We start from the raw sequence: 22,553 nt of genomic DNA, 5'->3' as shown, positions 1-22,553 counted from the left end.
GGGAGAAAAAGAGGTTGAAAGGCCAAAAATAGCGAAGCCCGCCGAGTGGGCGGGCTTCGCAGTGCCAAACGGCGGGCAAATTACCTAGGTAGAGTAGGAGCCGCGCGGCGGATTATTTCAGTTTGGAGGTGGCCTGGGCCACTACTTCCTCGCTGCTCCGAACGTAGTCGGCGTTGGGCGGCGAGGCGGCCAGGGCCAGCTTCTTGGCGGCCTGGGCCGTGGCGTGGGCGCCGGCGTAGTCCTTGAGCTGCAAGCGGATACGCGCTTCAGCATACACGTTCCAGTACTCGGGGTGCAGGGCGTTGGTTTCCTGCATCCAGGCCAGCGCCTGATGTAAATCTTTGTGCGCGTCGTTGTAGTAGGCGGCGTGCACCTCGGGGGCCGGCGGCGCGCTGAGGCGCTGCGTGGGCTCGTCGGTGGCTGGCAGCGCTAGCGAGCGGCTGCTAGACTCAACTGATGTGCTGCTCGCCAGCGATACCGACGCAAAATCAGTGGTTTGGGCCTGGGCAGCGGGGGCGGCCAGCGCGAAAGCGACGAGGGCGATTCCAGCTGAAAAAAAGCGAGTAAATTTTGACATAGCAGGACGGAGAATAAATTCGACACTGCCAAGCTAAAGACAAAAAAACGGGATAGTAGCGCTTATTCTGAATAAAGAATAAACTTTATATTACTTCTAAAATAAGGCTAACGCACAAGTAGTTAGGGAGCAAATGAAGAGGAGAATAGTGCTAAAAGCGAGAATACCCGACTAGCACTCGCTAATCGGGTATTCTCGTTCAATAACTGGCTTTTGTGGGTGAAAGCCTACTTAATCTGGGCGAACCCGCAGTAGGAGTGCAATACTTCGGGCAGATTGATGCCTTCCGGCGTCTGGTTATTTTCCAGCAGCGCGGCCACGATGCGGGGCAGGGCTAGGGCCGAGCCGTTGAGGGTGTGCAGCAGCTGGGTTTTGCCATCCACTTTGTAGCGGCACTTGAGGCGGTTGGCCTGGAAGGTTTCGAAGTTGCTCACCGACGATACTTCGAGCCAGCGGCCCTGGGCGGCGCTCCACACTTCGAGGTCGTAGGTGAGGGCCGAGGTAAAGCCCATGTCGCCGCCGCAGAGGCGCAACACGCGGTAGGGCAGCTCCAGCAGCTGTAGCAGCTTTTCCACGTGGGCCACCATCGTTTCGTGGGCGGCGTAGGAGTGCTCGGGCTGGGTAATCTGCACGATTTCAACCTTATCGAACTGGTGCAGGCGGTTGAGGCCGCGCACGTCGGCGCCCCACGAGCCAGCCTCGCGCCGGAAGCAGGGCGTGTAGCCAGTGTTGCGCACGGGCAGCTTCTCCAGGGGGATAATCTCGTCGCGGTAGAGGTTGGTAATCGGCACCTCCGAGGTCGGAATCAGGTACAGGTTATCGGCCGCGTCGTGGTACATCTGGCCTTCTTTATCGGGCAATTGGCCCGTGCCGTAGCCGCTGGCCTCGTTTACCAGGATGGGCGGCTGCACTTCCACGTAGCCCGCGTCGCGGGCCTGGTCGAGGAAGAAGTTAATCAAGGCCCGCTGCAAGCGCGCGCCCTGGCCCTTATACACCGGAAAGCCCGCGCCCGTGATTTTGATACCTAGGTCAAAATCAATGATATCGTACTTTTTTATCAGCTCCCAGTGTGGCTGCGCGCCGGGCCCTAGGTCGGGTTTGGTGCCGCCCTCGCGCACCACCTCGTTGTCCTCGGCCGAGCGGCCGGCGGGCACGCTCTCGTGCGGCACGTTGGGGATTTTATAGAGCAACTCAGTTTGCTGCTTTTCGAGCGCCGATAGCTCATCGGCGTGGGCTTTAACCTGAATTTTTAGCTCCGAGGTGCGGATTTTCAGCGTTTCGGCGCCGGCCTTGTCGCCGCTTTTCATGAGGCCGCCAATCTGGCGGGCCAGCTCGTTGGCCTCGGCCTGGGCGGTGTCGTGCTGCGTTTGTAGGGCCCGGCGCCGCTGGTCGAGGTCGAGCACCGTCGCTACATCAGCGGCGGCCGTTTTAAAGTTGCGCTTGGCCAGGCCGGCCAGCACGCGGTCGGTTTGCTCTTTAAGTACAGAAATTTGTAGCATAGTGGCCGCAAAGGTATTGCGGCGGCCGCCAGCGCGGAACCAGTCGGCCCCAGGTGCACGTTGGGAAGCCGACGCAGGCACCAGTGCCAAGGGTAAGTAGTAAGAGAGTAATAGTCTGCGCCGCCTGTTTTTTCTTAAAATTTGGGCAATGACCGGCTACCAACGCACCTAAGTTGGGAGTTTGTCCGTAATGCGTTAATATTGCAGCTGCAAGCCGGCCCATGGGGCTGGCAGGGGAGGCCCTGGGTCCACCCGTTGCGTTGCCGGACCGACATTTTTGCCTTGGTAGAGCTGCGGCCGCCCCTTTTATACCTCACCGTTTCTTGTTGTTGCCCGCCGCCTTGCTGGTTGTGTTGCGCATTGCCGCTTTTTGGAAGTTGAGCTGGGCCGTTGGCCTTAGGCAATTTTCTTGCGGCCAGGAACCAGGGCTGGAGGCTGCTACGCGGCCGGGCCCCATGCGCCGAATTCCCTAATTTCCCCTATGTATACCCTTAACGAGCTGAAGGACCGGCTATTATCCGACCTTAAGGAAGTTGCTGAGCAATTAAACGTCGGTAATTTCAAGCGCCTGAGCAAGCAGGATTTAATTTATAAAATCCTCGACCAGCAAGCCCTGCTGCCGGCCGACCAGCTACCTAGCAAAAAGCCCGCTACCCCGGCCGAAGCGCCTGTTGCTAAAGCACCCGCTGCCGAAGTGACAGTTGCTCCCACTGCCGCCGAAGCCGAAACCGCTACCCCGGCCGCCCCCGCGCGGGGTGCCCGCGGCGGTAGCGGCCGGCGCCGCCCCGCCGCCGCGCCCGTGGCCGAGCAGCCTTTCTCCGACGTAGCCGCCCCGGCGGCCGCCGTAGCAGTGGCGCCGGTAGCCGAAACGCCCGCGGTAGCGGAGGCCCCAGCCGCCGTGGAGGAGACCGTAGCACAAGCTGCTGCCGCTGAAGTGGTTGCTGAGGCGCCGCAGCCCACGCGCCTCGACGTGGTGGAGGCCGATGAGCAAAATGTGGCTACCGTATCGGTAGCGGCCGAAGAAGCTACCGTGCCGCCCGCCGAAACCAACCCGGCCCAGGAAACGCACTCGGATGGCGAAAGCGCCCCGGTGCGCCACCGCCGCGAACGCGTAGACCGCGCCGGCCGGCCGCTGCCCCGCCGCGAAGACCGCCCCACCACCGCCGTTTCTGGTGCTGAGGAAGCCCCTAGCACCGAGGCAACCGCCTCGGAGGCCGCCGCCGAGCAGCCCGCCCCTGAGGCGTATGCCGACCGCCGCGAAACTCGCGAGCAGCGCTTCGACCGTGAAAACCGCGATGGTAGCCGCGACTCGCGCGACAACCGCGACCGCAACGGCCAGCCCCGCACCGACCGCGAAAACGGCCAGCCCCGCGAGAATGGTCAGCCCCGCTTCACCAACGACCAGCCGCGCGAGGCGCGCCCCGTGAACGGCGCCGGCGCCACCGACCAGCCCCGCCTGAGCCGCGAGGAGCGCTACGCCCAGCGCGAAGCCCAGCGCCAGCAGCGCCGCGAAGAGCGCCAGCGCACCGGCACCGAAGGCCAGCCCGCAACCGAGCAAGGCGCAGTAGCCCAGGCACCTAGTACCAACGGCCAAAACGGCCAGCCGGCCCAGAACGGCCAGGCTGCCGAAGGCCAGCGCCAGCCGCAGCAGGCGCCGCGCCCGCCCCGTACCCCGGAGCTCGACCTGACGGTGCCCGGCTCGGGTACCATGGAGCTGATGCCCGATGGCGGCTACGGCTTCCTGCGCTCGCCCTACTACAATTACCTCACCTCGCCCGACGACATCTACGTGTCGCCGCAGCAAGTGCGGCAATACGGGCTGAAGGCCGGCGACACGGTGCAGTGCACCATGCGCCCGCCCCGCGAAAACGAGAAGTATTTTGCCCTGGTGGGGGTCGATAGCATCAACGGCCGCACGGTGGAGGAAGTACGCGACCGCGTGCCCTTCAACCACTTGACACCGCTGTTTGCCGACGAGAAGCTTAAGCTCAGCACCAAGCCCACCCAAGTGAGCACCCGCGTGCTCGACCTGTTTGCGCCCATCGGCAAGGGCCAGCGGGGCCTCATCGTGGCCCAGCCCAAAACGGGTAAGACGGTGCTGCTTCAGGAAATCGCCAACGCAATTTCGGAGAATCACCCCGAAGTCTACCTCATCATCCTGCTCATCGACGAGCGCCCGGAAGAAGTGACGGACATGGCCCGCTCGGTGAAAGCCGAAGTGCTCAGCTCAACTTTTGACGAAACGGCCGACCGCCACGTTAAAATCGCGGAGCTGGCGCTTGATAAGGCCCGTCGCCTCGTGGAGTGCGGCCACGATGTGGTGATTCTGCTCGACTCGATTACCCGCCTAGCCCGCGCCTACAACACGGTGCAGCCGTCGTCGTCGCGCATCCTTTCGGGTGGTATTGATGCCGGAGCACTGCAAAAGCCTAAGCGCTTTTTTGGCGCGGCGCGTAACATTGAAGGTGCTGGCTCTTTGACGATTATCGCCACCGCGCTGATTGAAACCGGCTCGAAGATGGACGAAGTTATCTTCGAAGAATTCAAAGGCACCGGCAATATGGAATTGCAGCTTGACCGCAAGCTGGCCAACAAGCGCGTGTTCCCGGCTATCGACATTCCGGCTTCCGGCACCCGCCGCGAAGACTTGCTGATGACCCGCGACGAGTTGAGCCGCGTATGGGTGCTGCGCAAATTCATGACCGACATGAGCGCTACCGAAGCCATGGAATTCCTGAAGGACCGCATGAAAGGCACCAAGGACAACGAGGAATTCTTGCTGGCTATGAACGGCTAAGCAACTGCTTGGCATAAAAAAGCGGCCCGTGGAGTTTTGCTCCGCGGGCCGCTTTTTTTTATGATTTCCCACAGGGTTTCGCAGGGTCGCGCAGAGTGAGGCGCAGAGTTACGCAGGGTTTTTCTGCTGAACTTTGCGAAACCCTGCGCCTTACCCCGCGAAACCCTGCGGGAAACAAACCTAGCCATGAAGCTGCTCCTACTAGCCTACAGCCTCCTAGGTCCGCCGTGCAAGGTGTATGCGACCGTAGCGGCGTCGGATGCCTGGGTGGTGGCCACTCAACAATTGCCCTTGAGGAAACAAGTGGCCGCGGTGCGCCAGCGCCTGGCCTGCGATGCCCGCGTGCGCGGCCCGGTGCCGGCCGCCGCCCTGTGCGTAGCCTGCCTCACGGCGGAAGGCCAGCGGGCCTTTCGGGCCGCGCAGGAAAAGCAGCGCCAGGCCGAAGCCATCGACCCGAGGCCTCTAGGAGTGGTGTTGTTTTATCTGATTGATGGCCAAGTAGTAGCGCCGGCTGATACGGCGCAGTGGCAGCCGCTGCTTACCCGGCGGCAGGTGCAAAAAATAGACCTGCTGATTGGCAAGAATGCAGCTGTCATTGCCGGGACCCGGGCGCAGGGCGGCATGGTCATTATCAGCACCCGGCGCCAGCCCTAGGGGCGCTACCGGACGAGGAAGAGCATAGTAATGAAAGCGGCGCTCAGGCACAGCGATGACACAATATTCATGCGCATGGTCCACTCAAAATTGGCGTGCGCGGGGTCGCGCCACGTCAGCCAGGCCCAGCGCGCAAACAGCGCCACCACCGGCCCCGTGGCCACGAGGAAAACCAGAATGTTCTGTCTTTCGCCCCGCAGCCAGTAGGCCAGGCTCATGGCCAGGGCGCCGATGAGCAGCCCGCCCGCCGCAAATACCAGCGTGCCCCGAATACCCAGCCGCAGGCTAAGCGTGCGGTCGCCGCGCTGCGCATCTTCTTGGTGCTGATATATTTGGGTGAGGGGGTAGGAGCCGCACAAAAACAGCGTGCTCACCAGCGCCAGCAGCAGATTGGTTTTCTCAAAAAGCTGGGCCTCGGGGGCGCCCACGCCCACCTGCGTGAGCAGAAACGTGTAGGCGCCCTGGAACACGACCACCACCGCCGTGCTCACCAGCGGGTACTTCTTGAGGCGAATACCCTCGTAGCTGTAGGCCTTGGAAACCAGTAGATACACCAGCACCAGCGCCGCAAAAGACCAGCCCAGCAGCAGCGAGGCACCTAGGGCCAGCGCGTCGAACAGCCAGACGAGGTGCAGCAGCTCGGGGGTGACCTTCGGGGGCGCTTTCAGCCCGCCAATGCTGCCTTCGTCCTTGTCATAGAAGGAGTTATAGCCGTTGGAAGCGGGGTACACCAGCAGGTGTAAAATACCGAATACCGCCGCCGCCCGCCCTGCGCCAAAGGGCAAGCGTAGCGCACTGAGCCCGAACCAGAAGATTGGCATCAGGAACAGTGAGAACGGAATGCGCAGCAGCGGCAGCGCTTTTTTGTAATGAGCAATTAACAATGAGCAGGTGGCAATGAGCGTGCAAAGGTGTAACGCGAGCGCTGAGGAGTAAGCCAACTGGTCGGTCTGCTCATTGCTCACTGCTTATTGTACCAATCAGGTACGTCACGTGCGGGCCCCACCAGTGGCGTAGCTGCCCGGCTTGCCACTGGTAGCGGCCGATGGGGTCGGCGCGTTGGGCCAGCGCCCGCAGCTCGTTGGGCGGGTACATCCTGAAGATAGAAACCACGCCATCCCAGATAGTGGTGAGCGGAATGAGCGGCAGCAAGTACGTGAAAACCAGTCGGCTCCACCGAAACGGCCGGAAAAACGGCGTGAGCAGCAACTGCGCCACCGGCAGCACCGTGAGGGCCAGCCCGATTTCGAGCCAGCTCTTGCCCGCGCCCTCAAACACGCCGATGCCCGCGCCCTGGGCCACGGCATCGCGCAGCAGCGCCTCGGCCTGCGGCGGCGCGAAGTGGTGAAACGCCGAAAAAATAACCCGGAAGCCCCCTAGGTCAGCGGGCACGCGCAGGGCATCGACGGGCGCCGCGTGGCCCCGAATGGCGCCGTTGGTGCGGCGCGCCACATCGGCCCAGGCGGCGGGCTGGGGGTACAGGTCGGTGAGAAGCAGCCTTAGGTCAGGGGGGGCGGTGGGCTGCTGGCGCAGGGCAGCCAGCACAGTTTCGGTGCCGCCGCCCGCGCCGGCGCCCAGCTCCAGTAGCTGGCTTTGTCGGGTGCGGTGCAGGGCGGCCGCCAGCAGCGGCGCCACCGGGCGGTAGATGCCCAACGCCGAAATCATGAAGCGCAGGTAATCCATTTGCCCCGCGCGCAGCACGGCCGGAAACCACGGCTGGTCTTCAAACTCGAACAGGTGCAGGCGAAACTTCACAAGTAATCCCTACGGCCCCGGTCCAAAAGAGTAGCGGCCCCCACTAAAAAATGCCCGTTGCGGGGGCGCAACGGGCATTTCTGTAGCTGGAGAGAAGGCTTACTTGCCGCCGATGCCAAACACTTTCTTAAGCAGCGAAGTGGTGCGGGCCACGGGGTTTTCCCGAATGTCGGCTTCCTCCTGGGCAATGAGCGTGAACAAGCCGTCGATGGCTTTGCCGGTGGCGTACTGGTTGAGGTCGGTTTGCACGGGCGTTACCAGCGGCAGCTTATTGTAGGTGGTGCTCAGGCTGCTGTAGTACTTGGTAGCGTCCACTTTCTCCAAGCTTTGCTGCATGATGGGCATGAAGGCCGTGGTGAGCTGCGTGGTGGTGGTGCGCTTGAGGTACTGGGTGGCGGCGTCTTTCTGACCGGTCAGAATATTCCACACATCTGTGAAAGTCAACTGCTTGATAGCATTGAGGAAGATGGGCTTGGCGCTTTTGGCCGCGTCTTCGGCGCCGCGGTTCAGCGAAAGCTCAAACTTATCGACCTGACTACCCAGGCCGATTTTGCGCAGGGTGGTGGCCATGCGCTGCGCATCGGGCGGAAAAGGAATGCGGATGAATTTGTTGAGGTTGAAGCCATCGGTGGCCGAGGCCTGGTCCGCGCCCTTGCTAATGCCTTGGATAAGTGCCTCTTTCAGGCCATTAGCGGCTTCCGTGTTGGTGAGGCCCGCCACGCCGGTGGAGGAAGACGTCGTGGTAGTCGTTGTCTTCTTGGTGGGCAGCTTCAGGCCGCCTAGGCTGCTGGGAAAGCTGATTTGGGCGTGAGCGGTGAGCGTAAGACCAGTGAGGGCAAGGGTAGCGAGGAGCAGACGATTTTTCATAATGAAATGGAAATGAGCGCTAGTAAGGAATATAAATGGTGCGAGCTGGTTCGTAAGGCAACTGCCGGGCGGCGCCGAAAGTTGCCCGCGCCCTAGCACCAGCCAAAAGACGTACCAGTTTCTGATATCATCCAACTGCACTCGGCTAACGCCCGCTTTTCAGCGACCGAGCGGTGGGGCGCGTAGTGGAAAAAGCTGTTTTGCAAGTTGTCTTCCGGGTAATCAAAGGAGACTTAATTTTTGCGGCCATCCATGAGAAGCCAATCAGCATACAGCCAATAGATAGCGGCAATAGCTACTGGTAAGTAGCAGCCGGCAAACCACAGAACACCAGACTTTATTAATGCTGCGTCAGTGATAAAATTAAATAGCAGTAAGGCCGCTATGCCAAAGAGGCTGCAAATCAGTATAATTAACCGCTTCAGCTGTTGAGTAGCAGTTGAGGCAGCCATTGCCCAACGCATTCCCAGCGGCAGCACAAACAGAGCTGGTGTGGAAACTACCAGTGCCACCATTAGGCAGAGTATGCCAGCGCGAACTATAGCGCTAATATCTAGCTCACCCAGGAAGAAAAAAGTGGCAGCCGTAGTAGTGACAGCGGAGCCAGCTAGCACGGTGATTAACCATACTATTACCGCAGACGAATGCGGAGGTGGATTCAGTAACCTTATAATGGGCATAAAAAAATAAGCCGGTTGATGCAAACATACGCTCTTCTGCTATTAGCTTTGCATCACAAAGTACTTCACCGCCCCGCATGAAGCCCGCCACCCAGGACCCGCTCGCCCAGCTCACCGAAATCCGCGCCATTATGGAGCGCAGCTCGCGCTTCATCTCGCTCAGCGGCCTCAGTGGGGTAGGGGCCGGCGTGGTGGCGCTGGTGGGCACGTTGGTGGCGCACTACTACCTGCTGCAAGAGTACGGCAGCGCGCAGTACGGCGCCCAGGGCTACCTGCGGCTGTTTCAAACCTCGCTGGGCGAGCGCCTGGAGGCCCTACCGTTCTTGCTGGGCCTGGCGCTGGCCATGATAGCGGCGGCGCTGCTGGTGGCGGCGTTTTTTACGCTGCGCCGCACCCGGCGCGAGGGCCTGCGCTCGCTGTGGACGGCCCCGGCTCGGCGCCTAGCCGCGGCGCTGTTTATTCCGCTGGCGGTGGGGGGGCTATTTTGCCTTAAATTGTTTTTGAGCGGCGCGCCCGAGCTGGTGGTACCGGGTATGCTGGTGTTCTACGGCATTGCCCTGCTGAATGGCAGCAAGTACACTCTAGAAGAAATTAAGTATCTAGGGCTGACCCAGATAGCCCTAGGCTTGCTGGGACTGCTAATGCCGGGCTACGGGCTGCTGCTTTTCGGGGTGGGCTTCGGGCTAGGGCACATTGGCTACGGCCTGCTGATGTATAACCGCTACGAGCGCCCCGCCGCGGGTGCCCGCAGCCAGGCGTAAATTTGCAGCCCGTGAAATATGCCATCCACACGCTTAATAAAGCCTTCGACCACCGCGTGCGGCTCGGCGTAATGGCCGTGCTGCTGGCCAACGAGTCGGTGAGTTTCAATGACTTGAAAGAAAGCCTCGACCTGACCGATGGTAACCTGGCCTCGCACGTGGCGGCGCTCGAAAAGGCTGGCTACGTGCTGGTAAACAAACAGTTCATCGGCAAGAAGCCCAATACGACTTACAATGCCACTGCCGAAGGTAAAACCGCTTTTCAGGAGCACCTAGCGGCGCTGGAGAAGCTGCTGCGGGGGTAGGGCGAACCCTGCGCGTGGACCTCACCCCCCGACCCCCTCTCCAAAAAAGAGGGGGAGCCGGACGCAGTTGGTTCATCTTCCTTTTGATTTTTGGCAGTGAAATTTAGAAATAAATTACCATCCGGCTCCCCCTCTTTTTTGGAGAGGGAGTCGGGGGGTGAAGTTCACGCAACAGCCGACCTGAATCGGCCTTTTTTTTATTCTATTACTTTGAAATACAAAGTTCTTTAATAATGGAAACAACCGCTTCTTGGGCTCCGGTTACCCCCGCTCCCGCGCGCCCCGCTTACCGTATTTCAACGCTCTTAGGTAGCCTGGTGGCCGCCTCGGCCGTGCTGAGCGACTACCTTTTTTGGCACGAGTCGGCAGGCCTTAATGTGCTGGTGTACATGATATTTCTGGTGGGAGCGCACCTAGTGCTGCTGCCGCGCCACGCGCCGGTGCGGCGCCTAGGTAGCTTTTGGGTCATTGTAGTGGGCTGCCTGCTGAGTGGCGGGCTGGTGGCGTGGTATGGCTCTAGCGCGGCGCTGTGGGCGGCGCTGGCCTCGGGCCTGCTGCTGGTGGGCATGGTAAACCAGCCGCAGCTGCGGCTGCTGGGCTACGCGGTACTGACGGCCGCGGCGGGAGTGCTGCCGGCGGTGGGGGCCGTGGTGGGCAGCATTCGGGCGCCGCGGCAGTTGGGCGGGCGGTTGCAGCGCGGCTGGTTCTACGGGCGGGTGCTGGGGATGCCGCTGCTGGCGGTGGGCATTTTCCAGGCCTTGTTTGCGGCCGCCAACCCTCGGTTTGCAGCGCTGAGCGCGCGGTTTTGGAACGGACTGGCTGACTTGCTGGGGCAGTTATTCGCTGATATTTCGGTGCCACACCTGCTGTTTTTTGTGGTGTGCTTGGTGGGCGCGGCGGGCGCGCTGGTGGTGGTGCCCATCCATTTTTTCAGTGACCACGAGTCGCGCTTCGGGGAGTTTGTGCGGCGGCAGCGCGATGGCGTTGCCTCCCTAGGGGTACGGCGGCCCAACTTCGCCCACAATGCCCGCCCGATGCTCGACCTGCGCAAGGAGTGGCTGGCCGCCGTGGTAAGCTTCGGCCTGCTCAACGCGCTGCTGCTGGTGGTGAACGTGGTCGATATCAACTGGATATGGCTGGGTTTCGAGCCGGCGCCGGGCTTCGACCTCACGCAGTTTGTGCACGAGGGTACTTACGTGCTGATTTTCAGCATTCTGCTGGCGGCGGGCATCATGCTGTGGTTTTTCCGGCGTAACCTCAATTTCTACCAGCCCGGCCTGCCGCTGCTGCGCTGGGGCGCCACGCTGTGGGTGCTGCAAAACGTGGTGCTGGCTATCTCGGTAGGGCTGCGCAACTACTACTACATCGTGTACACGGGCCTGGCTTACAAGCGCATCGGGGTGTATGGCTTCCTGCTGCTAACCTTATTTGGCCTAGGTACGGTGCTGCTCAAAATCTGGCAGCGGCGCTCGGCTTTCAACCTGGTGCGGCTCAATTCGTGGGCGGCCTACGCGGTGATAGTAGGCTTGGCGGCCGGCAACTGGGAAATCTGGATTGCCGAGTACAACCTGCAAGCAGGTTTTGCGCGCCTCGATATCGGCTTTTTGCTGAATATGCCGCCTAGGGTGCTGCCGGTGCTGGCGGCGCGGGAGGCCGTCCTCGACCAAATGCCGCATTTGGTGGCCGAGGGCAGCGACGGTTACTACTACACCATGGAAAAAGCCCAGGCCCACGCACTACTGCGGCAAAAGGTGGTGGAGTTCCGGCAGGCCTATCCCGAGCAGGACTGGCAGAGCCGAACGGGTGCTGATTATCTGGCTCACAAAATCTTAGCTAGCCATGAGCAAGCACGATAGCGACTACGGCCAGCCTAAGCAGCCGCGCCGGGGCTTCCGCTGGGCTGGGTTGTGGGCTGGGCTAGGTCAGCTCGCACTGTACCTCTCGCTACTGGCTTGCCTGTGGGTAGTGCTAGTGGCCATTGGGCTAGCCTTATTCAGAAATACCAAGCGTGACTATTTAGCAAATGTATATAAACCAATGCCTTAGTTATGAAAGTCAAGCTCATTCTGCCCGCCCTCACCGAAGCCACCAACCCCTACTGGCGGCCCATCAAGTATTCGCTCTTCCCGCCGCTGGGCCTAGCCACGCTGGCCGCCTATTTGCCGCCCGACTGGGAGGCCGACCTGCAAGACGAGCACGTGGAGGCCCTACGCCTCAACGATGCGCCCGACCTGGTTATCATCCAGGTCTACATCACCAATGCCTACCGGGCCTACACGCTGGCCGACCACTACCGCGCCCGCGGCGCCTACGTGTGCCTAGGGGGCCTGCACGTGACCAGCCTGCCCGACGAGGCCGCGCCGCACGCCGATAGCATCTTTCTAGGGCCGGGCGAGGAGACGTTTCCCGAGTTTCTGCGCGACTGGCGGGCCGGGCAGGCGCGGGCGCGCTACGCGTCCACGGCCGGACGCTCGCTGGTGGGCGTGCCGCCCATCCGGCGCGACCTGATTAAGCGCACGCGCTACCTAGTGCCCAATTCGATAGTCGTGACGCGGGGCTGCCCGCACCACTGCGATTTCTGCTACAAAGACGCCTTTTTTGCCGGTGGCAAGTCCTTCTACACCCAGACGGTGGACGACGCGCTGGCCGAAATCGACCGTCTGCCCGGCCGCCACCTCTACTTTCTCGACGACCATTTGCTGGGCAACGTGCGCTTCGCGGCCGGGCTTTTCGAGGGGATGCGCGGCATGGGCCGGCTCTTCCAGGGCGCGGCCACGGTCGATAGCATTTTGCGCGATAATGGCTTGCTGGAGAAGGCCGCCCAGGCGGGTTTGCGCAGCTTGTTTGTGGGTTTTGAGACGCTGAGCCCCGTTAACCTGAAGGCCAGCAACAAGCCCCAGAACCTGGGGCGCGACTACGCCGCCGCCATCCGCCGCCTGCACGACCTGGGGATTATGATAAACGGCAGCTTCGTGTTTGGGCTCGATGACGACCGGCCCGACGTGTTTCGGCGCACCGTCGATTGGGCGGTTGAGCAAGGTATTACCACTTCTACTTTCCACATTGCTACCCCTTATCCCGGCACGGCGCTCTTCCAGCGCATGGAAGCCGAAGGCCGCCTGCTGCACCGCCGCTGGAACGAGTACGACACCCGCACGGTGGTCTGCCAGCCCGGCCCGCACCTCACCGCCCGCCAGCTCAAAAATGGCTACGACCAGGCCTACCGCGACTTCTACAGCTGGGGCAACATCGCCAAGGCCAGCCTGGTCCACGACACCGTGCGCCACCAGCTCAAGCATTTCGCCTACGCCGGCGGCTGGAAGAAATTTGAGCCGCTCTGGAATTTCGTCATCAAGTTCCGCCACCTCGACGCCATGCGCCCCCTGCTCGAAGTCATCCTGAGCAAAGTCAGCGGCACTAGCCCGCGCGGTGGGGTAGGGGTGCCGCCCGCACCGGCTGCCTCCGAAGGCATGCTGCTGCCGCTGCCAGTGCTGCAATAACCAATCACGATTGTCATGCAGCGCGCAGCGAGGCATCTCGCGTGGCGCAGTAAACCCCTGCGTCAGCAATGAAGCGGGCGAGATGCTGCGCTGCGCGCTGCATGACTCATTCTATCACAAACAACTATGGAACAATTAACCCTGACCGCGAAGGTCAAAAAACCGCTTACGCCGGCCGAGTGGCTACGAAGCAGCATGGGCTGGGCGCTAGCCAGCGTCCTAGGCTGGTTACTGCTCAGCCTGGGGCTGAGTAAGCTGTTGGCTGCCAGTAGCGTGTGGGCCGACTGGCTGCTACTCGGCGCTGCCGCCGCCGCGCACTTACTGATATGGTATAAGTCGGTACTTACCACTTGGGAAACCGTGGCCGAGCACACCGAGCCTATTTGGCTCAGCCTCGTCAGCGCCGGCTGGACACTGGTGCTCATCCTGTTTCAGCTCTCGTGCCTGGCCCTGCTATTTTTGGCCCTGCTGCTAGTGTGTGATGGTGGCAGCTCGGGCGGCCTGAGCTTCTAGGTCGTCAGTAGCCGTGCTTAATCCTTTTGCGAAGCCGCGCACACCGGGGCAGTGGCTGCTGGGTAGCGTGTGCTGGGTAACTGCTTGCTCGCTCTGCTGGGCAGGGCTGAGCTATTGCGTCGCAGACTTGCCCTACGAATGTCGGACGCTACAACCGGCACTTCTGCTTTTCAGCTTTGTACCCACCTACTGCCTGGTTTGGAAAAAGGCAGTGCTCTCGCCAGTGCTGAACAAGGTAAGCCTTTCGGTTATCAACTGCCTTATAGTGCTGTGGATAAGTATGTTGATAACTACGCAAATAGCTTGGGTATTCTTCGAGCTCCTTTTACTGGCCTTTTCCGGGCCGCCTACAAGCAATAACTGACTCTGTAAGCTTGGCCTTCCTACACCTTCAAAATCGCAATGACTTTCGCCGACGTAACCACCTATTTTCAAGCCAACCGCGACCGCTTTGCCGACCTGGCCTGGGACGACCCGCACCAGCTTTCACTTACCCAAAAGCGCGCTATCAGCGCCTCGCTCCAAACCTTTCAGCGGGGCGAAGGCACGGGCGGCGACCACCTGCTGGCCCTGGCCGACCAGCTCGGCGATGCCGATTACGCGGCGGCTATGCGCCTCTTCATTCAGGAAGAGGAAGGCCATGCCGACATGCTGGGGCAGTTTATGGACCGGCAAGGCATTCCGCGCCTCCAGACGCACTGGCTGCACAACATCTTTCGGGGCCTAGGGCGGCCGCTGGGGCTGGTGCACATGGTGCGCGTCATTCTCACGGCCGAGGTGGTGGCCACCATCTATTACCGAGCGCTGTACACGGCCACGTTTTCGGGGCTGTTGCAGCAGATGTGTCGCCGCATTTTGCTCGATGAGGAAATGCACCTGATTTACCACTGCCTGGCCATCCGGCAACTCTCGCCCCGCCGCAACTGGCTGAGCGCCTGGCTTTGGAAGCAACTCTACCGCGGCCTGATGGCCGGCACCGCCCTCACGGTGTATCTCAGCTGCCGCCGGGCGCTGCGGGCCGGGGGCTACGGCCTAGGTCGCTTTTGCGCGGCCATCGCCACCGAGTACGCCCGCGTGGAAGCCATGCAGCGCCCCGATGCGCCGCTGGTGGTGCGGGGTGGGCCGGCGGCCCCGGCCCCCGGTGCTGCTAGCCCCGCTGGCGCCTGGCAGTGGCCCAGCCCAGGCCTGCGCGTGGCGCGGTAAGCACCCGGATTTTTTTTGTAGTTATTTAATACAGATGTTTATGCAACCACTTGGCATGGTCGAAAATCAGAAAAACTGGCTCTACGGAGCCGGGTGCTTGTTCTGCGTAGAAGTATTTATTGCGGCGTTTTTGCACGACCGCATCGTGCGGCCCTACGTAGGCGACTTGCTGGCCGTCGTCTTTTTGTACTGCTTGGTGCGCAGCGTGGTTACCACGCCCGTGCGGCCCACGGTGGCGGCGGTGCTGCTGGTGGCCTACGGCATTGAGGCGCTGCAATACCTGCACCTGCTCACCTACGTGGGGCTGCAGCACTCGCGGCTGGCGGCCGTGGTGCTGGGCAACCACTTCGAGTGGGGCGACATGCTGGCGTATACCCTAGGGGCGCTGGGTATTGTGGCCGCCGAGCAGGCAATGGTAATGTACAAGCAGCGCTTTGCGTAAGCTGCTTTTTGCGGGGGTATTGCCGCTGCCGGCGCCTGCCTGGTAGTGGCCGGGTGGCTGGCGTTGCTACTGGGCGGGGCCGGGGTAGTAGTGCGGGGCTCGAAAAGCTGGGCATTGCGTAGCAGCTAAACCCCGAGTAAGCTCCACGTTGGCGTAAACTTAGTAGCTTCGCCCACCGCTAGGTGGCGGTTCTATGTACTCTACTCGCTATGCCCCGAACGCTGCTGCTGGTTGTGCTCACCATTGCTATTCTGCTGGAGCTGGGGCTGACGGGCGGCGCTTTTTTTGCCCCGGCATTTACCCTGGCGCAATTCAAGGTGAAGTACGGTCCCGAAACCCAGTTTCTGGCCTACCTCACCGGGTGGTTTTTGCTGCTTGTGACGCTGCTGGCGGCACTGGCCTGGGCCCGGGTGCAGCGGCGGCGGCCTGGCTACGCGGGCCTGTGCTACCTGCTGGGGCTGTGGTGGATAGGCATTGGAGTAGGTATCTACGTCACCTTCGGGCGGCCCGACAACCTGGTGCTCGATTCGCTCAAGGGCCTGCTCATCGTGGTGCTCACCTGGCGCTGCCAGGCTAGCGAGCGCGTACTGCGGCGCTAGCTAGCCGCGGGCGGCCACCTAGGGCGTGCCACTGCCGGGCGGCGAGTATCTTGCCTGCCGATACCGCCCCCGCGCTCATGCCTCGTCCGCACGCCCATCCTATTCCGTCGCCCAAAAGGCTGTCGCCCCTCGGGCGGGGGCTGGCAACCTTGCAGCTTGCCAAGGAAACGGCCACCATCATCTTGTTGGGCGTGCCAATGCTGCAAGGCCGGCCGCTGCTGGTGCTGGCCGTGCTGCCGGGGCTGGTGCTCTACTTATTTAGGTGGGTGATGGTGCTGGGAAGCTTTCGGCGGCGGGCCGCGGTGGGCATCTGGCTGTTCACTATTCTGGACGAATTGTGGGGGCTGGTGCTCTATTTGCGGGCCACCGGCGGGGCGCCCACCCTGCGCCAATTGCGCTACCTCGACTGGAGCTACCGGCTGGGCCTGGCGTTCTCGCTGGCGGCGCTGGCCGAGATTGCCTACCGCCGCTACCGCGACCGCGCCGGCCTGCGGGCACTGTTAAAAGCCGCCTAGCGTTGGGCTGGCTGGTATCTTTGCCCTTCTTCGCTCTTGTTAACCGCCGTTCATGGCCGACGAAACCACCCCACCCGCTTCGCCTAGCTCCGCTACTCCTGACCCTGCCCGCCGGGGCCGCCGCCCCGGCCGGGGCACCCGCCGCCTCGTGCGCGTGGCCTGGACGGTCTTCTTCCTCGTGGTGGGCGTAGTGCTGGCGTATCCGCTGCTGGTCAAGAGCAACTTCTTATTTCTGTTTGGTAAGTCGCCAAGCCTGGAAGAGCTGGAAAATCCCAAAGTCGAGCAGGCTTCGGAAGTATTCACCGCTGATGGCGTTCTCCTAGGTCGCTACTTCCGCGAAAACCGCTCGCCGGTGCCGCTCAGCCAGATGTCCCCTTGGCTTACTAAGGCGCTGATTGCCACTGAGGATGCGCGCTTCTACGAGCACTCGGGCATTGATGCGCCCTCGCTGGCTTCGACTATTTACTACGGCCTGAAAGGCGACAAACGCGGCGGCTCCACCATCAGCCAGCAGCTCGCCAAAAACCTGTACAAAACCCGTCGCAGCGAAAACCGCGGCGGTCTCAGCCACGTGCCCGGCGTGGGCGTTGTGGTGGCCAAAACCAAGGAGTGGATAACCGCCGTGGAGCTGGAGCGCCGCTACACCAAGGAGGAAATCCTACGGATGTACCTCAACACGGTGGAGTACGGCTCCAACGCCTTCGGCATCAAGGTGGCCGCAAAGACCTTCTTCAGCACCACGCCCGACAGCCTCACGCCCGAGCAGGCGGCCGTGCTCATCGGGGTGTTGAACAACCCCACGGCTTTCAACCCGAAGTTTCACCCGGTGGCCGCCACCAAGCGCCGCAACGTGGTGTTGCAGCGCCTAGGGCAGGCGGGCTACCTTAAGCCGGCCGAGGTGCAGGCCATGCAGGCCGAGCCCATCGTGCTTGATTATCAAGTAGAAAAGCACGTCGATGGCCCCGATACGTATTTTCGCGGCGCCATCAGCCAGGCGGCTAACAAGTGGTGCGACGAGCACGGCTACGACCTCTACCGCGACGGCCTGAAGGTATACACCACCATCGACTCGCGCATGCAGGAGCACGCCGAAGAGGCGGTGGACCAGCGCATGAAGTCCTTGCAGCAAACCTTCGACAACTTCTGGCGCAATCAGCGCACTAATCCCTGGGTAGACGAGGACGGCAACGAAATCCCGAACTTCATCGAAACTCAGATGAAGCGCACCGAGTCGTATAAAACGCTGGCCGCCCGCTACCAAGGCCAGCCCGCCCGCCTCGATTCGGCCCTGAATGCCAAGCGCCCGATGAAGGTGTTCACCTGGAAAAAGCAGGACCACGACACCACGCTCGTGATGTCGCCGCTCGATTCGCTGGCCTACTACAAGCACTTTCTGCAAGCCGGCATGATGACGATGGACCCCTACACCGGCTCCATCAAGGCCTGGGTGGGCGGCCTCGATTACCGCTTTTTCCAGTACGACCACGTGCGGCAGGGCAAGCGCCAGGCGGGCTCTACCTTCAAGCCGTTCGTGTACCTCACGGCCCTCGACAATGGCTACTCGCCCTGCGACCGCATTCGTGACCAGCGGGTGACTATCAACTACGTCGAAAACGGCAAGCCCATGGAGTGGCAACCCGCCAACGTAACCCGCGAATATACCGGTACCAACATGACCCTGCGCCACGCCATGGCGCGCTCGGTGAACTCCGTCACGGCCCAGCTCACCGAGAAGGTAGGCTGGGGCAAGGTGGCACAGTACGCGCACAAAGTGGGCATTACCAGCCCCTTGCTGTCGGTGCCGAGCATCGGCCTAGGGTCGGGTGGCGACGTGAGCGTGTACGAGATGGTGGACGCCTACTCGACGTTTATGAACAGCGGCTTCCGCTCGACGCCGCGCCTGATTACCCGCATCGAAGACCGCAACGGCAATGTCTTGCAGCAGTTTGACCCGGTGCAGAAGCGCGCCATTTCGCCCGAAACGGCCTGGTTGATGACCTACATGCTGCGCGGCGGCATGGAAGAGCAAGGCGGCACTTCGCAGGCGCTGTGGGATTTCCCTGAGCTATGGCACAAAGACAACCAGATTGGCGGTAAAACTGGCACCACTTCTAACTACTCCGACGGCTGGTACATGGGTCTCACCAAGGACCTGGTGAGCGGCGTGTGGGTGGGCGGCGAAGACCGCAGCATTCACTTCCTGCGCTCGCAGCAGGGCGAAGGTGGCCGCATGGCGCTGCCCATCTTCGGCCGCTACATGGAGAAGGTGTACCAAGATAAAAAGCTGAACTACGACTACGGCCCCTTCCCCAAGGCCCCGGCCACGCTCAAGCGTAAATACGTGTGCTACACCGAGTACGAGCCGCGCCGCCGCCGCGCCGAGGCTGTCGATAGCATCAGCGCCGACAACTTATTGGAGCAGCTCAACACCAAGAGTAGCGAAGCTCCCACTCCCGACTAACCCGCATGATTCGTACCGTAATCTTCGACATGGATGGCGTCATCATTGACACCGAGCCCGTCCACCACCACGCCTTTTTCACGCAGTTTGCCGAGTTGGGCCTAGCTATTTCGGACGCCGAATACGCCTCTTTCCTAGGTAAGTCGACGCGCAACGTATTTCAGCAGCTCAAGCAGAAGTACCACCTAGGTCCCGAAATAGACGACCTGCTGCGACGCAAGCGCGAAATCTTCAACGCGCGTTTTGACACGGACCCCGACCTAGACCTGCTGCCCGGCGTGCGCTCCCTTATCGAAGACCTGCATCAGCACGGCGTGCAGATGGTACTGGCCTCGTCGGCCTCCAAGGGCACTATCGCGCGGGTATTCAATCGGTTTGGGCTCGCGCCCTACTTCACGTACATTGTCAGCGGCGAAGATTTTGAGGAGTCGAAGCCTAATCCGGCTATTTTCTTGCACGCCGCTGAGCTCTCCAAAACGCCCGTGTCGGAATGCGTAGTCATCGAAGATTCGACCAACGGCATGGCCGCTGCTAAGGCGGCGGGTATCTACTGCATTGGCTACGCTAGCCCCCATTCGGCGGGTCAGGATGTGCGGTTGGCCGACTTGGTTATCCAAGACTTTTCGGAGCTGTCGGCTGAGCGGATTAAGGCGCTTGCCTAGATTCTCTGAATTGAGGAGTGCTGTCTAACTGTCGCTGAATGTCCTGGCTAAAGCTCCATAATTCCTCAATAGGGATAGCTTTTCGCTGATTCTTAGATATGTTCTTTCCTTCTTTAGTGAATAGAAAAGGGAGGCACATTACTCCTTGGTTGCCGTTCAATACGCTTACTTCCTGCTTCCAATCTTTCCAGCGAAGATTCTTATAGTAACCAGCTAAGTCACCGGAGAAACAGAAAAGCAGAAATTCCGAGTACGATTTATTAGTAGCTTCCCAATGCAGATTATCTGGGGCGAAGTAAAAAATCTTACCTACTGATTCTGACCCGAATGCGCCAGCGTTAATGGCGTAAAAGCCACCAAGCACATCATCAGCCACCAATAAGAAGCCCTGCTGCTTATTCTTATTCCAACCCATCAAGTCGCGGTCTAAACCAGAGCTGCCGGAGCCTAGAATACGCAACCAGCCATTATCTACCAGAATGCCGCCGGTTTCGTAGATGATTGCTCCCATAGGTGACCTAGTAGTGACTTGGGCCGCTAATAAGGCGCTGTCAGCCCGCACTTGGTTTCTAGGTAACACCTGGACATTGTTTTTGGCCTGCTTAATCCAGTCGGCTACCAACTCCCAACCTGACTCTTGCTTGTTAATTAACTCTTTAAGTGAGCGTTTAGGCATTTGCTGGGCGTGTGCAGAGATAGGTAAATTAGCGTAGATAAAGGCTGCAAAGCTGAAGATACCAATTACCCGTTTCATTATTTTACACATGTAAAAGCGCCCGACTGGTCCTAAACCAATCGGGCGCTTTCGTTTGCGAAGTGAACTGCTAGCTTACTGCTGCGCCACCGGCGTAGCGACGCTGGCCGTAATCGGCGCGCTGGTCGATTTGGCCGACGAGTAGGCGGGGCAGGTGCTCTTGTTGCAGGCACCTAGGCCTAGAGTAGCAGCACCAATGGCGAGGATAAAAAGCTTTTTCATAAAGAGTAAAAAATTAAAAATTATCGGTTTAGGGTTCAAAGATAGGGTGCCTGAACGCTACTTAGCTAAGGCTTTAGCCCTAAAAGCGCCATTTCTTTAAATAGTACTTTTAGGGCTAATTAGGTTCCTAACGCCAGACTTATTTATTCAGTATACCCGAGGATGTTTAACATGCTCTCGGCCGTTTGCTTGGGCGCAAACACGATGTCGGTGAGCGTGCCATCTTCGGCGCGGTCCAGAATGACGTGTTTGGGCGCGGGGATGAGGCAGTGCTTGAGGCCGCCGTAGCCGCTGAGGCTTTCCTGGTAGGCGCCCGTGTGGAAGAAGCCCACGTAGAGCGGCTGGCCGGTAGCCGTCTCCTGGCGAGCGGGCTGGAGCTGCGGCAAAAACGTCTGGTAGATGTGCTTCTCGGCGTTGTAATAGTCCTGCGAGTCGCAGGTGAGACCGCCGAGCTGAATCTTGCGGTAGGGCCGCTGCCAGCCGTTGAGGGCCAGCATGATAAAGCGCTGGTTGAGGGCCCAGGTATCGGGTAGGTTGGTGATGAACGAGCCATCAATCATGTACCACAGCTCCTTGTCGTTCTGCAGCTTCTCATCCAGAATCGAGTAGATGGTGGCGCCGCTTTCGCCCACCGTGAAGATGCCGAACTCGGTGAAAATGTCGGGCTCGGGCACGCCTTCCTCGGCGCAAATGCGCTGGATGGTGCGCAGGATTTCCGAAATCATGTAGGCGTAGTCGTACTCCTTCTGAATGCTGGTCTGGATGGGCAGGCCGCCGCCGATGTCGATGGTCGTGAGCGTGGGGCACAGCTTGCGCAGCTCGCAGTATTTATGAATAAAGCGCGACAGCTCAGTCCAGTAATACGACGTGTCCTTGATGCCGCTGCTGATGAAGTAGTGCAGCATGGTCAGCTCGAAGCGCGGGTCTTCCTTGATGCGCTGCTCGTAGAGCGGCACCGCATCGGTGTAGCGGATACCTAGACGCGAGGTATAGAACTGGAAGCGCGGCTCCTCATCGGAGGCCAGGCGCAGGCCCAGTTTCACCTTTTTGCCTTCCTGTACGTGCTCGTGGTAGTACTCTACCTCGTTGGGCGAGTCGAGAATAGGGAGACAGTTGACGAAGCCGTCGTTGAGCAGCGCGGTGATTTCGCGCTTGTACTCCTCGGTTTTGAAGCCGTTGCAAATGATGTACTTATCCTTGCCAAACTTGCCCTGCGCGTAGAGCGAGCGGATGATGCTGATATCAAACCACGACGAGGTTTCGAGGTGCACATCGTTCTTGAGCGCTTGGTCGAGCACGAAGCGGAAGTGCGACGACTTGGTGCAGTAGGCGTAGGAGTACGTGCCAGTGTAGCCCGTTTTGGCAATGCCGTCGGCAAACCACTCCTTGGCCCGCTGAATCTGGGAGCTGATTTTAGGTAAGTAGGTGAGGCGCAGCGGGGTGCCGTGCTTCTCTACCAGCGCCATCAGGTCGATGTCGTGGAAGAGTAGCTCGTTGTCACGCACCTGAAAATCGGCGTTCGGGAAGTCGAAAGTTTGGGTAATGAGGTCCTGGTAGGTATCCATCGAAGAGCTAATTGAGAATCGTTGTCATTGCGGGCGTAGTCAAGCAATCGCCTCTGAACGGTGGCGTAACAGGTGCGGTTGCTTGGCTGCGCTCGCAATGACAAGCGTTTTGCCGACCTTTACGGCGGGCGGTCCAAAAGTACCGCCGGGGGCCGGCAATTATCCGGCTCCGCGCATCGGCCCTAGGGGGCAGAAAGCGACATGGCTACGGCGCTACGGCGT

22 protein-coding genes are annotated in these 22,553 nt (G+C 60.5%); 13 read left to right on the top strand and 9 right to left on the bottom strand.

Annotated features, from left to right (window positions below; genetic code table 11):
• Positions 1-112: 112 nt before the first annotated feature.
• Together ACFSDX_RS07280 and serS are read right to left on the bottom strand one after the other, a co-directional pair.
• The gene (locus ACFSDX_RS07280; protein WP_382312612.1) at positions 113-577 is read right to left on the bottom strand and encodes a hypothetical protein; all 465 of its coding nucleotides are present in this window, start codon (positions 575-577) and stop codon (positions 113-115) included.
• A 227-nt stretch (positions 578-804) separates the two neighbouring features.
• Positions 805-2,076: a serine--tRNA ligase gene (gene serS, locus ACFSDX_RS07275; RefSeq protein ID WP_382312610.1), complete on the bottom strand. Its 1,272-nt coding sequence runs from the start codon at positions 2,074-2,076 to the stop codon at positions 805-807.
• Between the two features lie 481 nt (positions 2,077-2,557).
• Here serS and rho point away from each other — a divergent pair, with 481 nt between their 5' ends.
• Together rho and ACFSDX_RS07265 are read left to right on the top strand one after the other, a co-directional pair.
• Positions 2,558-4,873, top strand: a complete 2,316-nt coding sequence (gene rho / locus ACFSDX_RS07270) for a transcription termination factor Rho (protein ID WP_382312609.1) — start codon at positions 2,558-2,560, stop codon at positions 4,871-4,873.
• A 186-nt stretch (positions 4,874-5,059) separates the two neighbouring features.
• Entirely contained in the window at positions 5,060-5,527 is a 468-nt protein-coding gene (locus ACFSDX_RS07265; RefSeq protein ID WP_382312608.1) for a hypothetical protein, read from the top strand.
• A 5-nt stretch (positions 5,528-5,532) separates the two neighbouring features.
• Here the strand turns inward: ACFSDX_RS07265 and ACFSDX_RS07260 are convergent, their stop codons facing one another.
• From ACFSDX_RS07260 to ACFSDX_RS07245, 4 genes are all read right to left on the bottom strand, one after another.
• On the bottom strand, positions 5,533-6,411 hold the full coding sequence (locus ACFSDX_RS07260) for a UbiA family prenyltransferase (protein ID WP_382312607.1): 879 nt from the start codon (positions 6,409-6,411) through the stop codon (positions 5,533-5,535).
• Between the two features lie 70 nt (positions 6,412-6,481).
• Entirely contained in the window at positions 6,482-7,282 is an 801-nt protein-coding gene (locus tag ACFSDX_RS07255; RefSeq protein WP_382312606.1) for a class I SAM-dependent methyltransferase, read from the bottom strand.
• Positions 7,283-7,381: 99 nt separating this feature from the next.
• Positions 7,382-8,149, bottom strand: coding sequence for a DUF4197 domain-containing protein (locus tag ACFSDX_RS07250; protein WP_382312605.1), 768 nt, complete (start codon positions 8,147-8,149; stop codon positions 7,382-7,384).
• 233 nt (positions 8,150-8,382) lie between these two features.
• Entirely contained in the window at positions 8,383-8,664 is a 282-nt protein-coding gene (locus tag ACFSDX_RS07245) for a hypothetical protein (protein ID WP_382312604.1), read from the bottom strand.
• A 242-nt stretch (positions 8,665-8,906) separates the two neighbouring features.
• On the opposite strand from ACFSDX_RS07245, the gene ACFSDX_RS07240 reads away from it, so the two are divergent.
• The 11 genes from ACFSDX_RS07240 (at position 8,907) to ACFSDX_RS07190 (ending at position 19,790) form a co-directional block, all read left to right on the top strand.
• Positions 8,907-9,590: a hypothetical protein gene (locus ACFSDX_RS07240; protein ID WP_382312603.1), complete on the top strand. Its 684-nt coding sequence runs from the start codon at positions 8,907-8,909 to the stop codon at positions 9,588-9,590.
• 11 nt (positions 9,591-9,601) lie between these two features.
• Positions 9,602-9,895, top strand: coding sequence for a winged helix-turn-helix domain-containing protein (locus ACFSDX_RS07235; protein WP_144851031.1), 294 nt, complete (start codon positions 9,602-9,604; stop codon positions 9,893-9,895).
• 233 nt (positions 9,896-10,128) lie between these two features.
• A complete protein-coding gene (locus tag ACFSDX_RS07230) occupies positions 10,129-11,751 on the top strand; it encodes a DUF4153 domain-containing protein (RefSeq protein WP_382312602.1) in 1,623 nt (540 codons plus the stop codon).
• A 192-nt stretch (positions 11,752-11,943) separates the two neighbouring features.
• Positions 11,944-13,395 carry a B12-binding domain-containing radical SAM protein gene (locus ACFSDX_RS07225; RefSeq protein WP_382312601.1) on the top strand — a complete coding sequence of 484 codons (1,452 nt, stop codon included), beginning with the start codon at positions 11,944-11,946 and terminating at the stop codon, positions 13,393-13,395.
• Between the two features lie 126 nt (positions 13,396-13,521).
• Positions 13,522-13,908 carry a hypothetical protein gene (locus ACFSDX_RS07220; RefSeq protein WP_382312600.1) on the top strand — a complete coding sequence of 129 codons (387 nt, stop codon included), beginning with the start codon at positions 13,522-13,524 and terminating at the stop codon, positions 13,906-13,908.
• Positions 13,909-14,310: 402 nt separating this feature from the next.
• A complete protein-coding gene (locus tag ACFSDX_RS07215) occupies positions 14,311-15,111 on the top strand; it encodes a ferritin-like domain-containing protein (RefSeq protein WP_382312599.1) in 801 nt (266 codons plus the stop codon).
• A gap of 40 nt (positions 15,112-15,151) precedes the next feature.
• Complete coding sequence (locus ACFSDX_RS07210) at positions 15,152-15,553, top strand: ribosomal maturation YjgA family protein (protein ID WP_382312598.1); 402 nt, start codon at positions 15,152-15,154, stop codon at positions 15,551-15,553.
• Positions 15,554-15,762: 209 nt separating this feature from the next.
• Entirely contained in the window at positions 15,763-16,152 is a 390-nt protein-coding gene (locus ACFSDX_RS07205) for a hypothetical protein (RefSeq protein ID WP_382312596.1), read from the top strand.
• Between the two features lie 77 nt (positions 16,153-16,229).
• On the top strand, positions 16,230-16,667 hold the full coding sequence (locus ACFSDX_RS07200) for a hypothetical protein (RefSeq protein ID WP_382312594.1): 438 nt from the start codon (positions 16,230-16,232) through the stop codon (positions 16,665-16,667).
• Between the two features lie 52 nt (positions 16,668-16,719).
• The gene (locus ACFSDX_RS07195; RefSeq protein WP_382312593.1) at positions 16,720-19,128 is read left to right on the top strand and encodes a transglycosylase domain-containing protein; all 2,409 of its coding nucleotides are present in this window, start codon (positions 16,720-16,722) and stop codon (positions 19,126-19,128) included.
• A 5-nt stretch (positions 19,129-19,133) separates the two neighbouring features.
• A complete protein-coding gene (locus ACFSDX_RS07190) occupies positions 19,134-19,790 on the top strand; it encodes an HAD family hydrolase (protein WP_382312592.1) in 657 nt (218 codons plus the stop codon).
• On the opposite strand, the gene ACFSDX_RS07185 is transcribed toward ACFSDX_RS07190, so the two are convergent.
• The 3 genes from ACFSDX_RS07185 to ACFSDX_RS07175 all read right to left on the bottom strand — a co-directional run bounded on the left by ACFSDX_RS07185 (position 19,774) and on the right by ACFSDX_RS07175 (position 22,331).
• On the bottom strand, positions 19,774-20,544 hold the full coding sequence (locus ACFSDX_RS07185) for a DUF2625 domain-containing protein (protein WP_382312591.1): 771 nt from the start codon (positions 20,542-20,544) through the stop codon (positions 19,774-19,776). The two genes, ACFSDX_RS07190 and ACFSDX_RS07185, sit on opposite strands and share 17 nt — an antisense overlap.
• A 75-nt stretch (positions 20,545-20,619) precedes the next feature.
• Positions 20,620-20,766: a hypothetical protein gene (locus ACFSDX_RS07180; RefSeq protein WP_382312590.1), complete on the bottom strand. Its 147-nt coding sequence runs from the start codon at positions 20,764-20,766 to the stop codon at positions 20,620-20,622.
• Positions 20,767-20,909: 143 nt separating this feature from the next.
• Complete coding sequence (locus ACFSDX_RS07175) at positions 20,910-22,331, bottom strand: type III PLP-dependent enzyme domain-containing protein (RefSeq protein ID WP_382312589.1); 1,422 nt, start codon at positions 22,329-22,331, stop codon at positions 20,910-20,912.
• Positions 22,332-22,553 lie beyond the last annotated feature (222 nt).

The organism is Hymenobacter bucti (assembly GCF_042681145.1).
GTDB lineage: Bacteria > Bacteroidota > Bacteroidia > Cytophagales > Hymenobacteraceae > Hymenobacter > Hymenobacter bucti.
This window is presented reverse-complemented; position numbering and strand designations above follow the sequence as displayed.

Coding starts and splice junctions, on each gene's coding strand:
- ACFSDX_RS07180 (WP_382312590.1), bottom strand. CDS start 20,766: ATGAAAAAGCTTTTTATCCTCGCCATTGGTGCTGCTACTCTAGGCCTA.
- ACFSDX_RS07215 (WP_382312599.1), top strand. CDS start 14,311: ATGACTTTCGCCGACGTAACCACCTATTTTCAAGCCAACCGCGACCGC.
- ACFSDX_RS07245 (WP_382312604.1), bottom strand. CDS start 8,664: ATGGTGGCACTGGTAGTTTCCACACCAGCTCTGTTTGTGCTGCCGCTG.
- ACFSDX_RS07205 (WP_382312596.1), top strand. CDS start 15,763: ATGCCCCGAACGCTGCTGCTGGTTGTGCTCACCATTGCTATTCTGCTG.
- ACFSDX_RS07200 (WP_382312594.1), top strand. CDS start 16,230: ATGCCTCGTCCGCACGCCCATCCTATTCCGTCGCCCAAAAGGCTGTCG.
- ACFSDX_RS07250 (WP_382312605.1), bottom strand. CDS start 8,149: ATGAAAAATCGTCTGCTCCTCGCTACCCTTGCCCTCACTGGTCTTACG.
- ACFSDX_RS07265 (WP_382312608.1), top strand. CDS start 5,060: ATGAAGCTGCTCCTACTAGCCTACAGCCTCCTAGGTCCGCCGTGCAAG.
- ACFSDX_RS07210 (WP_382312598.1), top strand. CDS start 15,152: ATGCAACCACTTGGCATGGTCGAAAATCAGAAAAACTGGCTCTACGGA.
- ACFSDX_RS07190 (WP_382312592.1), top strand. CDS start 19,134: ATGATTCGTACCGTAATCTTCGACATGGATGGCGTCATCATTGACACC.
- ACFSDX_RS07220 (WP_382312600.1), top strand. CDS start 13,522: ATGGAACAATTAACCCTGACCGCGAAGGTCAAAAAACCGCTTACGCCG.
- rho (WP_382312609.1), top strand. CDS start 2,558: ATGTATACCCTTAACGAGCTGAAGGACCGGCTATTATCCGACCTTAAG.
- serS (WP_382312610.1), bottom strand. CDS start 2,076: ATGCTACAAATTTCTGTACTTAAAGAGCAAACCGACCGCGTGCTGGCC.
- ACFSDX_RS07240 (WP_382312603.1), top strand. CDS start 8,907: ATGAAGCCCGCCACCCAGGACCCGCTCGCCCAGCTCACCGAAATCCGC.
- ACFSDX_RS07195 (WP_382312593.1), top strand. CDS start 16,720: ATGGCCGACGAAACCACCCCACCCGCTTCGCCTAGCTCCGCTACTCCT.
- ACFSDX_RS07185 (WP_382312591.1), bottom strand. CDS start 20,544: ATGAAACGGGTAATTGGTATCTTCAGCTTTGCAGCCTTTATCTACGCT.
- ACFSDX_RS07175 (WP_382312589.1), bottom strand. CDS start 22,331: ATGGATACCTACCAGGACCTCATTACCCAAACTTTCGACTTCCCGAAC.
- ACFSDX_RS07230 (WP_382312602.1), top strand. CDS start 10,129: ATGGAAACAACCGCTTCTTGGGCTCCGGTTACCCCCGCTCCCGCGCGC.
- ACFSDX_RS07280 (WP_382312612.1), bottom strand. CDS start 577: ATGTCAAAATTTACTCGCTTTTTTTCAGCTGGAATCGCCCTCGTCGCT.
- ACFSDX_RS07225 (WP_382312601.1), top strand. CDS start 11,944: ATGAAAGTCAAGCTCATTCTGCCCGCCCTCACCGAAGCCACCAACCCC.